General features: G+C 72.1%; 10 protein-coding genes and 1 pseudogene. 8 read left to right on the top strand and 3 right to left on the bottom strand.

The window, feature by feature from the left end:
• A pseudogene (locus ACE3UN_RS16450) lies at positions 1-179 on the top strand (hypothetical protein); the annotation flags it as partial.
• Positions 176-898 (top strand): ABC transporter ATP-binding protein, encoded by a 723-nt coding sequence (locus tag ACE3UN_RS16445; protein ID WP_374676061.1) that lies wholly within the window; start codon positions 176-178, stop codon positions 896-898. The pseudogene ACE3UN_RS16450 and the gene ACE3UN_RS16445, both read left to right, overlap by 4 nt.
• Positions 899-995: 97 nt before the next feature.
• Here ACE3UN_RS16445 and ACE3UN_RS16440 read toward each other — a convergent pair whose 3' ends face one another.
• Positions 996-2,600, bottom strand: coding sequence for a M4 family metallopeptidase (locus ACE3UN_RS16440; protein WP_374676060.1), 1,605 nt, complete (start codon positions 2,598-2,600; stop codon positions 996-998).
• Positions 2,601-2,788: 188 nt separating this feature from the next.
• On the opposite strand from ACE3UN_RS16440, the gene ACE3UN_RS16435 reads away from it, so the two are divergent.
• From ACE3UN_RS16435 to ACE3UN_RS16420, 4 genes are all read left to right on the top strand, one after another.
• On the top strand, positions 2,789-3,718 hold the full coding sequence (locus ACE3UN_RS16435; protein ID WP_374676059.1) for a UDP-2,3-diacylglucosamine diphosphatase: 930 nt from the start codon (positions 2,789-2,791) through the stop codon (positions 3,716-3,718).
• Positions 3,715-5,844, top strand: coding sequence for a polyphosphate kinase 1 (ppk1, locus tag ACE3UN_RS16430; protein ID WP_374676058.1), 2,130 nt, complete (start codon positions 3,715-3,717; stop codon positions 5,842-5,844). The genes ACE3UN_RS16435 and ppk1 overlap by 4 nt, the downstream gene beginning before the upstream one ends.
• An 11-nt stretch (positions 5,845-5,855) precedes the next feature.
• Positions 5,856-6,344 (top strand): histidine phosphatase family protein, encoded by a 489-nt coding sequence (locus ACE3UN_RS16425; protein ID WP_374676057.1) that lies wholly within the window; start codon positions 5,856-5,858, stop codon positions 6,342-6,344.
• A 211-nt stretch (positions 6,345-6,555) separates the two neighbouring features.
• Entirely contained in the window at positions 6,556-7,758 is a 1,203-nt protein-coding gene (locus ACE3UN_RS16420; protein WP_374676056.1) for an ammonium transporter, read from the top strand.
• A 3-nt stretch (positions 7,759-7,761) separates the two neighbouring features.
• Here the strand turns inward: ACE3UN_RS16420 and ACE3UN_RS16415 are convergent, their stop codons facing one another.
• Positions 7,762-8,910 (bottom strand): DNA alkylation repair protein, encoded by a 1,149-nt coding sequence (locus tag ACE3UN_RS16415; protein ID WP_374676055.1) that lies wholly within the window; start codon positions 8,908-8,910, stop codon positions 7,762-7,764.
• A gap of 127 nt (positions 8,911-9,037) precedes the next feature.
• On the opposite strand from ACE3UN_RS16415, the gene ACE3UN_RS16410 reads away from it, so the two are divergent.
• Together ACE3UN_RS16410 and ACE3UN_RS16405 are read left to right on the top strand one after the other, a co-directional pair.
• On the top strand, positions 9,038-10,018 hold the full coding sequence (locus tag ACE3UN_RS16410) for a tripartite tricarboxylate transporter substrate binding protein BugE (protein WP_374676054.1): 981 nt from the start codon (positions 9,038-9,040) through the stop codon (positions 10,016-10,018).
• Positions 10,019-10,105: 87 nt separating this feature from the next.
• Positions 10,106-12,940 (top strand): ExeM/NucH family extracellular endonuclease, encoded by a 2,835-nt coding sequence (locus tag ACE3UN_RS16405; RefSeq protein WP_374676053.1) that lies wholly within the window; start codon positions 10,106-10,108, stop codon positions 12,938-12,940.
• Positions 12,941-12,964: 24 nt separating this feature from the next.
• Here the strand turns inward: ACE3UN_RS16405 and ACE3UN_RS16400 are convergent, their stop codons facing one another.
• Positions 12,965-13,966 (bottom strand): NAD-dependent epimerase/dehydratase family protein, encoded by a 1,002-nt coding sequence (locus ACE3UN_RS16400; protein ID WP_374676052.1) that lies wholly within the window; start codon positions 13,964-13,966, stop codon positions 12,965-12,967.
• Between the last annotated feature and the right edge of the window lie 71 nt (positions 13,967-14,037).

The raw sequence follows: 14,037 nt of genomic DNA, 5'->3' as shown, positions 1-14,037 counted from the left end.
TGCTCATCGAGCACGACGTGAAGCTCGTGATGGGCCTGTGCGACCGCGTGACGGTGCTGGACTACGGCAAGGCCATCGCCGCCGGCTCGCCGGCCGAGGTGCAGCGCGACCCGAAGGTGATCGAGGCCTACCTCGGCGCCGGCCATACCCATGTCGAGTCGGCAGGAGCCCCGCAATGAACGACAAGCCCATCCTGCTGAAGGTCGAGGGCCTGCAGGTCGCCTATGGCGGCATCCAGGCGGTGAAGGGGGCCAGCTTCGAGGTGCGCGAAGGCGAACTCGTCAGCCTGATCGGCGCCAACGGCGCCGGCAAGACGACGACGCTGAAGGCCATCACCGGCATCCAGGCCATGGCCGCCGGCGACGTGCAGTACCTGGGCAGGAGCATCCGCGGCCAGGGCGCCTGGGACATGGCCCGGCAAGGCCTGGTGATGGTGCCCGAGGGCCGCGGCACCTTCACCCGCATGACCATCGTGGAGAACCTCCAGATGGGCGCCTACATCCGCAACGACAAGGCCGAGATCGAGGCGGACATCGACAAGGTGTTCGGCATCTTCCCGCGCCTGAAGGAACGCGCCCTGCAACTGGCCGGCACGATGAGCGGCGGTGAGCAGCAGATGCTGGCCATGGGCCGCGCCCTGATGGCGCGCCCCAAGGTGCTGCTGCTCGACGAACCCAGCATGGGCCTGTCGCCCATCATGGTGGACAAGATCTTCGAGGTGGTGGACACCATCCACCGCCAGGGCGTGACCATCCTGCTGGTGGAGCAGAACGCCAGCCGTGCGCTGGCCCTGGCCAACCGCGGCTACGTCATGGAATCCGGCGAGGTCACCATGACCGGCCCGGCGCAGCAGCTGCTCAACGACCCCAAGGTGCGCGCCGCCTACCTGGGCGAGTGAGCGGCACCTCCGCAGCGACGAAAAAAGGGCCCGCACGAGGCGGGCCCAAGCTTCCGGATCTCAGACGGTCAGACCACGGATCACTTCACTTCACGATTCACTTCACGTTCACGGCGGCCCAGGCGGCGTTGACCTTGTTCCACACCTTCGAGCCCACACCGCCGTAGAGATCGGCCGCGGCGGCGAGCGTGGCGTCGCGGGCACCGTGGTAGTCGGTGTCCGAGGTCATGTAGACGGACAGTGCCCGGTACCAGATCTTCTCGGCCTTCTGCCGGCCCACACCCTTGACCAGGGCCGAACCGGTGGCCACCTTGGTGTCCCCGGCCTGGCAGGTGGGGGAGGAGGGGCCGCTGAGGGGTTGGGAGCCGTTGGCCAGCAGATAGAACAGGTGGTTGCCCACGCCCGACGAGTAGTGCACGTCCAGGCTGCCCACGCCGTCGTACCAGCAGTCGGCCGAGTCGCCGTCGCTGCTGGGTTGCACCATGGAGCGCAGCGGCGTGCCGCTGCCGTCGCGCGGCAGGCGTTCGCCGATCAGGTAGTCGGGCGTGTCCACGGGGTTCTTGGCGTAGAACTCCACCATGGTGCCGAAGATGTCGGAGGTGGCCTCGTTCAGCCCGCCCGACTCACCCGAGTAGATGAGGCCGGCCGTGCGCGACGTGACACCGTGTGTCATCTCGTGGCCTGCCACGTCCAGCGAGACGACCGGCCAGTAGCTGCTGTCGCCGTCGCCGTAGGTCATGCAGAAGCAGTTGTCGCTCCAGCCGGCGTTCACCCACGGCAGGCCGAACAGCGACTGGTGCACCTTGGAGGTGGCGCCCACGCCATCGTCGGCGATGCCGCGGCGACCGTGCACGTTGAGGTAGTAGTCCCAGGTGTAGGCGTGGCCGGCGGCCGCGTCCACCGCCACCGTCTGGCGGTTGTCCTTGGTGCCGTCGCCCCACACGTTGTCGGCGTCGACGAACAGCTGGCCCTTGCCGCCGAAATTGCCTTTCAGGTCGAAGACGGCATGGTTGCCGCGCCGCGTGTCGCGCAGTGCAAAGCTGCCATCCGCCTGGCTGTCGGCTTCCACCGCGATCTGGCCCAGGAACAGGCTGTGGCCGGTGCCGGTGGCGGCGGCATGCTGGATGTCGTCCCAGGCGTCGAGCACGCGCGCGTCGTGGGCACCCACGATGACGTGCTTCTCGGTGGGTACGCCCTGTACCGTGCGCCCGGTGTAGAGCACGTCCCACGCGAGCTGCGGCCGGTTGCCCCGGGCATACACCACGAGCTCGCTGCGCACGCTGGCGCCGCTGGTCACGCCAGCCGTGGACAGGCCGGCCAGTTCCGCGGCGACGGCGTCGATGCTGGGCGACAGGGCGACCGACGGCGTGCGTGACAGCGTGCGCGACAGGCCCTTGAGGGTGCCGCGGGCGTCCCCGTGCACCACCACGTCGCCGCCGATCACGCGCAGGCCCTGCAGGCGGCGGGCGAAGCGCACGTGCTCGGTGCCGTCGGCGTCCTTCAGCACGTCACGCGCGACGAAGCTCTCGCCGGCCCGCGCCGCCAGTGGCCCGGCCTCGCGCTGCAGGTGGGCGAGGGCGCGTGCCACCGCCTGCGGATGCTCCGCAGGGGGTGCCGCGTGGGCGACCGACAGGCTGGCGCACAGCGTGGCACAGGCCAGCGCCACGCGGGCCAGCAGGGGGGCGGATCGGGGAGTGTTCAACGACGTTCTCCTGGAGCGGTCGAGGCGCGCGGCGCGGCGCCGGGTGATCGGATGGCGATCATGATGGCGGCGGCGCCCGGCGTCGACAAGGCGCCGGCAGGCCGTGACGCGCCCTCGGTGACGATCGTTGAACAAGGTCATGGAACCGTCATGGCCGATTCACCGGCGGGTCACGCCCCGCACCCAGCATGCGCGCCATGCCATCCCAAGCCCCTGTCACCGACGAGGCCACGCCCGGCGAGGCGCCCGCCCTGCGCTTCCGCACCCTGTGGATCTCGGACGTGCACCTGGGCACGCCAGGCTGCCAGGCGGCGGCGCTGCTGGACTTCCTGAAGTGCACCGAGTGTGAGACGCTCTACCTGGTCGGCGACATCGTCGACGGCTGGCAGCTGCGTCGTCGCTGGTACTGGCCACAGGCGCACAACGACGTGGTGCAGAAGCTGCTGCGCAAGGTGCGCAAGGGCACGCGGGTGGTGCTGGTGCCGGGCAACCACGACGAGTTCGCCCGGCGCTACCTGGGCCACAGCTTCGGCGGCATCGAGGTGGTGGAGGACTGCATGCATGTCACGGCCGACGGCCGGCGCCTGTGGGTGACGCACGGGGACCTGTTCGACGGCGTGGTGCAGTGCGCCCGCTGGCTGGCCTACGTGGGCGACTCGCTGTACGAGTTCACGCTCAAGCTCAACCGCTGGTTCAACCACCTGCGGGCGCGCGCCGGGCTGCCGTACTGGAGCCTGTCGCGCTACCTGAAGCTCAAGGTCAAGCGTGCGGTGAGTTATGTCAGCGACTTCGAGGCGGCCGTGGCGCGCGAGGCCAGGCGGCGTGGCGCGCACGGCGTGGTGTGCGGCCACATCCACCACGCCGAGCTGCGCGACATCGACGGCGTGCTCTACGCCAACGACGGCGACTGGGTGGAAAGCCTGACCGCGCTGGCCGAGCATCCGAGCGGCGAGCTCGTGCTGCTGGACTGGTCCGCGCACCGCACGGCGCCGACCGTGTCGGCCGTCCCGGTTCCTGTGGCGGTTCCTGTGGCGGTCCCGGGGCTCGCGCCGGTCACGGCGACCCCTGCCGAAGGCGTCACCGTGCTGTCACACGGCGTTCATAAACTGACCGCATGAGTGAACGGATGTCCAGCCCGGGCGAGGCGCCTGCGGAGCCCGGCCCCCGCAGCGCCAGCGTGGCGCTGCTCAACCGCGAGCGCGCCATCCTGGAGTTCAACCGGCGGGTGCTGGCGCAGGCCCAGCGGGCGGACGTGCCGCTGCTGGAGCGGCTGCGCTACGTCACCATCGTGTCGTCCAACCTCGACGAGTTCTTCGAGGTGCGCTTCGCCGACGCGGTGGAGGCGGCCCGTGCGTCCTCGGCCGGCGGCGCCTGGGCCGAGCTGGCCGGCTCGGCGCGCGCGGCGCACGCGCTCATCGACGAGCAGTACGCCATCTTCAACACCGAGGTGATGCCGGCGCTGGCGCGCCAGGGCATCGGCATCATCAACCACGCCGACCGCACGCCCGCCCAGCGCGACTGGGTGCGCTCCTTCTTCGAGCGCGAGGTGCGGCCGCTGCTCATCCCGGTGGGGCTGGATCCGGCGCACCCGTTCCCCCTGGTGGCGAACAAGTCGCTCAACTTCATCGTGCGCCTGGGCGGGCGCGACGCCTTCGGCCGCGAGAGCCAGATCGCCATCGTCAAGGTGCCGCGCGTGCTGCCGCGGGTCATCCGCCTGCCGGCGTCGGTGTGCGCACCGGGCCAGCAGGGCTTCGTGCTGCTGTCCAGCGTGATCAGGGCCCACCTGGAAGCGCTGTTCGCCGGCCGCACGGTGGAGTCGTTCTCGCAGTTCCGGGTGACGCGCGATTCGGACCTGGACGTCGACGAGGACGACGTGACCAACCTGCGCCAGGCGCTGCGCACCGGCCTGACGACGCGCCACTTCGGCCAGGCCATCCGCCTGGAGGTGGTGGACTCCTGCCCCGAGGCGCTGTGGCGCTTCCTGCTGGAGCAGTTCGACCTGCCCGAGGCGGCGCTGTACCGCGTGAACGGCCCCGTGAACCTGGTGCGGCTGACCGAGCTCATCGACCAGGCCGACGATGTCGCCGGCGGCCCCTCGCTGCGCTTCGCGCCCTACGAGCCGGCCTGGCCGGTGGGCCGCCTGCCGCGCGTGGGCTCGGTCTTCGAGACGCTGCGCGAGCGCGACATCCTGCTGCACCACCCGTTCGAGAGCTTCGAGCCGGTGGTCGAGTTCCTGCGCCAGGCCGTGCACGACCCGGACGTGCTGGCGATCCGCCAGACGGTGTACCGCACGGGCGCCAAGTCGGTGCTGATGGACCTGCTCATCGAGGCGGCGCGGCGCGGCAAGGAGGTGATGGTCGTCGTGGAGCTGAAGGCGCGCTTCGACGAGGAGGCCAACATCAACTGGGCCGAGCGGCTGGAGGCCGTGGGCGCGCAGGTGGTGTACGGCATCGTGGGCCTCAAGACGCACGCCAAGCTGCTGCTGGTGACGCGCCGTGAGACGGGCGCACGCGGCACGCCGGTGCTGCGCCGTTATGTGCACCTGTCCACCGGCAACTACAACCCCAAGACGGCGCGGCTGTACACCGACCTCGGCTACCTGACGGCCGACCCCGGCATCGCCGCCGACGCCGACGCCGTGTTCCAGCAGATCGCGAGCCTCACACGCGTGCGGCCGCCGCGCCACCTGCTGACGGCGCCGTTCGTGCTGCACCGCCGGCTGGTGCGCCACATCGGCCAGGTGGCCGACGCCGCGCGCGCCGGCCGCCCGGCACGCATCGTGGCGAAGTTCAATGCGCTGACCGAGCCGGCCCTGATCCGCGCCCTCATCGACGCGGGCCGGGCGGGCGCCAGCATCGACCTCATCGTGCGCGGTGCCTGCATGCTGCCGCCGGGCATCGCGGGGGAGACCGACCGCATCCGCGTGCGCTCGGTGATCGGGCGCTTCCTCGAGCACTCGCGCATCATGTACTTCCGCTGGGGAGACGGCGACGAGGACGAGGCGTTGTACCTGTCGAGCGCCGACTGGATGGGGCGCAACATGTTCCGCCGCATCGAGCTGGCCTGGCCGGTGCGCGACGCGCGCATGCGCCAGCGGGTGATCGACGAATGCCTGGTGCCCTACCTGCACGACCGGCGCGATGCCTGGGTGCTGCGGGCCGACGGCAGCTACCAGCGGGTGGACACCGCCGGGGTGAGTGCGCAGCAGGCGCTCATGGCCCGGTACCAGCCGCGCCCGGCCTGACGAGGACGACGATGGACCTGATCCTGTGGCGGCATGCCGAAGCCGAGGAGCTGGCGGAGGGCCAGGACGACCCGTCCCGCGGCCTCACGCCCAAGGGGGAGCGCCATGCGCGCCGCATGGCGGAGTGGCTGCACACGGTGCTGCCCGAGACCACGCGCATCCTGGTGAGCCCGGCGCTGCGCACGCGCCAGACCGCCGACGCGCTGGAGCGCAAGTACAAGCTCGTGGACGCGCTGTCGCACGAGGGCACGGTGGATGGCCTGCTGGCCGCCGCGCGCTGGCCCGACGCCCGCGAGCCGGTGCTCATCGTCGGCCACCAGCCCACGCTGGGCCTGGCGGCGGCCTACCTGATGACCGGCCCGCGGCTCATCGCCGGCCACGAGCAGGAGATGGTGCCCTGGTCCATCCGCAAGGGCGGCGTCTGGTGGCTGCGCCACCGGCCCAAGGAGGAGCGGGGCGAGGTGGTGCTGGTGACGGTGCGCTCGCCCGAGCTGCTGTGAGGTCGGCCGGCACCTGAACGGTGCCGAGGCGCACCGAGGTGACGCGCCGCGCGGGGCAGGGTGCCACACGCTGGTGCGGCCCGACGGCGGCCGCGGTGGCGGCGCGTGCACGGCTTGTGGGCATGGGCCTTGCATTCTGGTGCGCCCGTTCGCCCGGCTGGTGCATGCGACGCCTGCCCGCCGGCCCGGTCCCGCTTGCCACCGCCCTGCCATGGATTCCCTCAAGCCAGGCGCCGACGCGCTGTTCCTCCTCCTGGGCGCCATCATGGTGCTCGCCATGCACGCCGGCTTCGCCTTCCTCGAACTGGGCACGGTGCGCAAGAAGAACCAGGTCAACGCCCTGGTCAAGATCCTCGTCGATTTCGCCGTCAGCACGGTGGCCTACTTCTTCGTGGGCTATGCGGTGGCGTACGGCGTGAGCTTCTACAGCGGCGCGGGCACCCTGGCCGCGAACAACGGCGTGGAGCTGGTGCGCTTCTTCTTCCTGCTCACCTTCGCGGCGGCCATCCCGGCCATCGTCTCGGGCGGCATCGCCGAACGCGCGCGCTTCGGCCCGCAGCTGATGGCCACGGCGGTGATCGTGGGCGCCGTGTACCCGCTGTTCGAGGGCGTGGTGTGGGGACAGCGCCTGGGCTTCCAGGCGTGGCTGCAGGGCTGGACGGGCGCGGCCTTCCACGATTTCGCGGGCAGCGTGGTGGTGCACGCGGTGGGCGGCTGGATCGGACTGGCCGCCGTGCTGCTGCTGGGCCCGCGGGCCAACCGCTACCGCAAGGATGGCGCCATCAGCGCCCACCCGCCGTCGAGCATCCCCTTCCTCGCGCTGGGCGCCTGGATCCTGGCCGTGGGCTGGTTCGGCTTCAACGTGATGAGCGCCCAGAGCCTGGACAAGCTCTCGGGGCTGGTGGCGGTGAACTCGCTCATGGCCATGGTGGGCGGCACCCTGGTGGCGGTGGCCCTGGGGCGCAACGACCCCGGCTTCGCCTACAACGGCCCGCTGGCCGGGCTGGTGGCCGTGTGTGCGGGCTCCGACGTGATGCACCCGCTGGGCGCGCTGGTCGTGGGCGGCGTGGCCGGCGCGATCTTCGTCGTGATGTTCACGCTCACCCAGAACCGCTGGCGCATCGACGACGTGCTGGGCGTGTGGCCGCTGCACGGGCTGTGCGGCGCATGGGGTGGCCTGGCCTGCGGGGTCTTCGGCCAGCCGGCCCTCGGTGGCCTGGGCGGCGTCAGCCTCGGCGCGCAGCTGGTGGGCACGCTGGCGGGCGTGGCCTGGGCGCTCGCCGCCGGGGCGGCGGTGTACGGCGTGCTGCGGCTGGCGGTGGGGCTGCGGCTGAGCCCGGAGCAGGAGTTCGACGGGGCCGACCTGTCGCTGCACCGCATCGGCGCCACGCCGGAGCGCGAAGCGACCTGGTGAGGCTCAGGCGCCTGGGGCGCTGTCGTCGTCGACCAGCTGGAAGCCGCCTTCGGCCACCACCTGGCCGTTGATGCGCAGGCTCACCGGGTGGTCACCCGGGTGGTAGCGCCGGGTGGTGATGGGGCGCAGGCTGTGGCGGCGCGTCAGCGCGCGCGCCTCGCCGGGCGCCAGGGTCAGCGTCCAGCCCTTGAACACCTTGGGGGTGCGTGCCGCGCGGGCACCGGCGTGTGCCACCGCGTAGTCGATCACCAGCGCCTGCGGCTCGGTGGCGCGGGAGTGGAGCACCACGGCCAGGGCGATCTCGTCGCCGACGCGGACACGGCCTGGCGACACCTGCAGCGTGGCGCTGCCCTCGAACGCACGTCCCAGCCCCCAGGCCTGCAGCACCGCCGGATGGCCCTGCTTGACCAGCGTGCGGCTGGCGTGGCGCAGCACGCCGCGTCGCGCCGGCGGCGCGCCCGGCAGCGAGCGCGCGATCCAGTCCGCGACCATGTCCGGATGGTCCTTGGCGATGTCGTTGAGGTGGTTGGCCACGCTGCGGCGGACCGACTCGTCGGGGTCGTCCTGCAGCCGCTCGAGGAGGGGCCAGGCGGGGCGGGGGTCGTCCACCGACGCCTGCAGCCGCAGCCCCCAGGGCAGGCGCGGCCGGCTGCCTTCGCTGGCCAGGCGCCGCACCGCGGCGCTGGGGTCTTCGGCCCACCGGTGCAGCACGGGCCAGACCTCGGCCGGGTGGTCGCGCAGCAGCGGCCGGATGGCGAACTCGGCGGTGAAGCGCTGCGTCAGGGCATGCAGGGCCTGCAGCGCGCGGGGCAGGGCGTCCGGCTCGGCGAGCGCGCGGCGGGCCAGCAGGTCGCCGGCCGCCCACAGCACCCAGCCCGACAGGCCCTGCGCCGCGTCGGCGGTGCCATCGGCGCGCAGGGGCGCCAGCGCGCCCTCGATCGCCTCGGCCGCGGGCGCCACGCCGGGCGGCAGGCCCTCGTCCAGGGCGTCGGCGATGCGCATGGCACGGGCCTTCATCTCCAGCCCTTCCAGCCCGTCGGTGGCCCGCTGCACGAAGCGGCCGGCGTCGAAGCCGGCGCAGGCCCGGCCCAGGTGGCGGGCGGCGTCCGTCACGGTGCCGGCGTGGATCAGGTGCTTGAATGCCTCGGGCATGGGCAAGAATCAGTGAAAACGATAGGGTAGGGCGGGGTCGCGCTACGTGGTTTCCACACCGGGGCCCGCATGCGCGCGCCGCAGCATCCCATGATTCCGTGCCCCCTTGAAACGAGTGGAGTTCTGCATGATCGACCGACGTCACCTTGTCCTCGCCACCACCGCGGCCTTCGCCGGCGCGCTGGCCGCCCCGGCCGCCTGGGCCCAGGCGTACCCGTCCAAGCCCGTGCGCCTCATCGTGCCCTTCGCGCCGGGCGGCACCACGGACATCATCGCCCGCGTGGTGGCCGAGAAGCTGCCGCAGCACCTGGGCAACACCGTGGTGGTGGAGAACAAGGCGGGTGGCGGTGGCGTCATCGGGGCGGCGGAGATCTCGCGCGCCGCGCCGGACGGCTACACGCTCGGCATGGCCACGGTGTCCACCACCGCGGCCAACCCCGCGATCAACCCGCGCATCTCCTACGACCCGATCGCCGGCTTCACGCCCATCATCAACATCGCGGCCACGCCGAACGTGATCGCGGTGCACCCCAGCTTCCCGGCGAAGGACTACAAGACCTTCGTGGCCGAGATCCTGGCCAAGCCCGGCAAGTACAGCTACGCCACCTCCGGCACGGGCGGCATCGGCCACCTGCAGACCGAGCTGTACAAGAGCCTGACCAAGACCTTCATCACCCACATCCCGTACCGCGGCGCGGGCCCGGCGCTGAACGACGTGGTGGCGGGCCAGGTGCCCATCATCTTCGACAACCTGCCCTCGGCCCTGCCGTTCATCAAGGACAACCGGCTGGTGCCCATCGTGGTGGCGGCGCCCCAGCGCGTGGCCGGCCTGCCCAACGTGCCGACCTTCGCCGAGCTGGGCCTGGCCCCGGTGAACCGCATGGCCTACTACGGCATCCACGCGCCGGCCGGCGTGCCCAAGGAGATCGTGGACAAGATCAACGCCGCGGTGAAGAAGACGCTGGAGATGCCCGACGTGAAGAAGCGCATCGAGGACACCGGTTCGCTGATCGTGGCCAACTCGCCCGCCGAGTTCGGCAAGCAGATCCAGGACGAGCTGGCCACCTACAAGAAGGTGGTGCAGCTGCAGCGCCTGAAGCTGGACTGAGCCGGCAGGCGGGGCGCGCTTTCACAGGCGCGTCACGCGCGGCGGCGAGCCTAGCGGGCTTCGAACACGAGCCCACGAGGCCCCGCCATGCGACACGCATCTTCCCTCAGCCGGCTGTGCGCCGCGCTCCTCGCCGCCGGCGTCCTGCTGCCGGCGGCCGCCTCCTCCTCCGGCGTCGTCATCAGCCAGGTCTATGGCGGCGGCGGCAACAGCGGCGCCACCTGGCGCCAGGACTTCATCGAGCTGTTCAACGCCGGCTCCGCGCCGGTGTCGCTGGCGGGCTGGTCGGTGCAGTACAACTCCACCACCGGCACCAGCACCTGGCAGAAGACGGACCTCGGCGCCGTGGTGCTGCAGCCGCGGCAGTACTACCTGGTGCAGCAGGCCGCGGGCACGGGCGGCACGCAGGACCTGCCCACGCCCGACGCGGTGGGCAACATCTTCATGGGGTCCACGGGCGGCAAGGTCGCGCTGGTCAGCACCACCACCGCGCTGGTCGGTGACAAGCCCACGTCCGCGTCCATCGTCGACCTGGTCGGCTTCGGCAGCGCCAACTTCTTCGAGGGCGCCGGCGCCGCGCCCGCGCCGTCCAACACCGCGGCCGACCTGCGCCAGGCCGGCGGCTGCACCGACACCGACCAGAACGCCAGCGACTTCGTCACCGGCGCACCCACGCCGCGCAACACGGCGGCGCCGCTGGGCACCTGCGGCGGCGACGGCCCCGCGGTGCGCTCCATCCCCGAGATCCAGGGCAGCGGCGCCACCAGCCCCTTCGCCGGCAGCGCGGTGAAGACCTCCGGCGTGGTCACGCGGGTCAACAACAACGGCTTCTTCCTGCAGGACCCTGCCGGCGACGGCAACCCGGCCACCTCCGACGGCATCTTCGTCTACACCGGCAGCGCGCCCACGGTGCAGGCCGGCCAGTGGGTGGAACTCACCGGCGTGGTGACCGAGTTCAACGTGGGTGCCGCCGGCAATGCCGACACGGCGGCGCACCCCGTGACCGAGCTCACCGGCGTGGGCAACCTGATGGTGCTGGGCAGCGGCCAGGCGGTGGCGCCCACGCCCATCGCCTTCCCCGAGCTGGCCAACGACGACCTGGAGCGGGTCGAGGGCATGCTGGTCACCATCGGCAGCCCGCTGACCGTGTCGCAGAACTACTTCCAGGGTCGCTACGGCCAGGTGACGCTGTCAGCCGGCGGCCGGCTGGAGACGCCCACCAACCGCCACCGCCCCGGCACGCCCGAGGCCCTGGCGCTGGCCGATGCCAATGCCCGCGCCCGGCTCATCCTGGACGACGGCAGCAGCGCCCAGAACCCCAATCCCACGCCCTGGATGGCCGAGGACGGCACGCTGCGCGCCGGCGACACCGTGGCCGCCGGCCTGACGGGGGTCATCGACTACGGCCTGGCCACCGCCAGCAACACTGGCTTCGGCGACTACAAGCTGCACCCCACCGCGCCCGTGCAGATCAGCCGCACGCACGAGCGCAGCGCGGCGCCGGCCTGGGTGGCCGGCAACGTGAAGCTGGCCAGCTTCAACGTGCTGAACTACTTCACCACCTTCACCGACGGCACCGACGTGGACGGCCGCTCCGGCCAGGGCTGCCGCCTGGGCGACTCGGTGGCGGCCGCCAACTGCCGCGGCGCGAGCAACGCGGCCGAGTTCACCCGCCAGCGCACCAAGGTCATCGAGGCCATCGCGGCCATCGACGCCGACGCGCTGGGCCTGGTGGAGATGCAGAACAACGGCGCGGTGGCCGTGCAGAACCTGGTGGACGGCCTGAACGCCCGCCTGGGCGCCGGCACCTACGCCGTGGTGGCCGACCCGGTGCAGGGCACCGGCACCGACGCGATCAAGGTGGCCATGGTCTACAAGCCGGCGCGCCTGAGCCCGGTGGGCGCCGCCCAGAGCGACAGCGACGCCGTGCACAACCGCCCGCCGCTGGCGCAGACCTTTGCCGCGGCCAACGGCGAACGCTTCACGCTGGTCGTGAACCACCTCAAGAGCAAGGGCAGCTGCCCGGCGGCCGACGACCCGGACCACGCCGGCAACTTCGATGCGGGCGACGGCCAGGGCTGCTGGAACGCGCGCCGGGTGGCGCAGGCGCAGCGCACGGCGCAGTGGGCCGCTGGCCTGGCCGCGGGCGCCGGCACCGACGCCACGCTGCTGCTGGGCGACCTGAACGCCTATGCGCAGGAGGACCCTGTGGTCACGCTCGCGCAGGCCGGCTTCACCGACCAGGTGGCGCGCTTCCACGGCTTCGGCTACAGCTATGTGTTCGACGGCGCCGCGGGCCGGCTGGACCACGCCCTGGCCACCGCCTCGCTGGCGGCCCGCCTGACCGGCACGACCGAGTGGCACATCAACGCCGACGAGCCGGTGGTGATCGACTACAACACCGAGTTCAAGCAGCCGGTGTGCGGCACCTGCGGCCCCGACTACTACACGCCCACGCCGTACCGCTCGTCCGACCACGACCCCGTGGTGGCCGGGCTGTACCTGGTCAAGCGCATCGATGGCACGCCGGCCAAGGACAAGCTGGTGGGGACGCCGGGCGACGACCAGTTCGTGGCCGGCGGTGGCTACGACCTGCTCACGGGGGGCGCCGGCGAGGACGTGTTCAGCTACGCCAGCGTGAACGACGCCAAGGACACCATCACCGACTTCGAGCCGGCGGTGGACCGCATCGACGTGCGCGCGCTGCTGGCCAGCGTGGGCTACACCGGCAGCGACCCCTTCGCCGACGGCTGGATGCGCCTGCGTGACCACGACAAGGGCGTGCGCGTTCAGATCGACCCCGACAGCCGCCAGGGCCCGGCCAAGTGGTGGGACATGGTGGTGCTGCGCGGCCGCACGGCCGCGGACATCGTGACCTCACGCGACTTCATCGTCGCGGACCCGGCGGCCAGCCGCCGTTGAGTGCGCCGGGGCGCGGCGGGCGGTTCAGCCGCCCGCCGTGCCCGCGCCGGGCGCCAGCGGCTCCCAGCCCTCGATCCAGCGGGCGAAGCGCCGCAGGCCGTCGTCCAGCGGCGTGCAGGCCCAGTCGCCGATGCGCGCGCGCAGGCGCCCGTCGTCGGCGCAGGTCACCGGCACGTCGCCCGGCTGCATCGGCCCGAACTCGATGCGGGCCGTCAGGCCCAGCGCGTCCTCCAGCGTGCGCACGAAGTCGATCACCTTCACCGGCACGTGGTGGCCGAGGTTGAAGATCTCGGATTCCACCGGCCGCTCGGCGGGCGCCGGTGCGTGCAGCAGGCCCAGCACGGCGTCCACGATGTCGTCGATGTAGGTGAAGTCGCGCAGCAGCTGCCCCTCGGCGAACAGCGTGATCGGCTGGCCGGCGCGGATGCGGCGCGAGAACGAGAAGTACGCCATGTCGGGCCGGCCCCAGGGCCCGTAGACGGTGAAGAAGCGCAGGCCCGTGGACCGCAGGCCGTGGATGCTGGCGTAGGTGTGGGCGATCAGTTCGTTGGCGATCTTGGTGGCCGCGTACAGCGAGGCGGGGCGGTCGACCCGGTCGGTCTCGCGGAAGGGCGCGTCGCGCCGGCTGCCGTAGACGCTGGACGAGCTGGCGTACAGCAGGTGCGCCACGCCCTGCTGCCGGCAGGCCTCGATGACGTGGCCGAAGCCCACCAGGTTGGCCTGGATGTAGTCCGCCGGCGCATGGATGGAATGCCGCACGCCGGCCTGCGCGGCCAGGTGGATGACGGCGTCGAACCGGCCCTCGGCGAACAGCGTGTGCGTGGCCGGGCCGTCGCACAGGTCCAGCGCGTGGCAGGGCACGCCGCGCGGGGTGAGCAGGGCGGCCACCCGGTCGTGCTTGAGCCGGGGGTCGTAGTAGGCGTTGAAGCTGTCGACACCGGTGACGCGGTGGCCGCCGTCCGCCAGGCGGGCGGCGACATGGGCGCCGACGAAGCCGGCCGCGCCGGTCACGAGGTAGTGGGCCATGGCGTGTCGCTGGCGGGCTGGCCAGCGGGTGGCGAAAGGGGGCCGGCATCATAGGACAGGGGCGGGCGCGG

It is taken from the genome of Ideonella sp. (genome assembly GCF_041918995.1).
Classification (GTDB): domain Bacteria; phylum Pseudomonadota; class Gammaproteobacteria; order Burkholderiales; family Burkholderiaceae_C; genus Ideonella.
The sequence above is the reverse complement of the archived record's forward strand: the minus strand, read 5'-3'. Positions and strand labels throughout refer to the sequence as shown.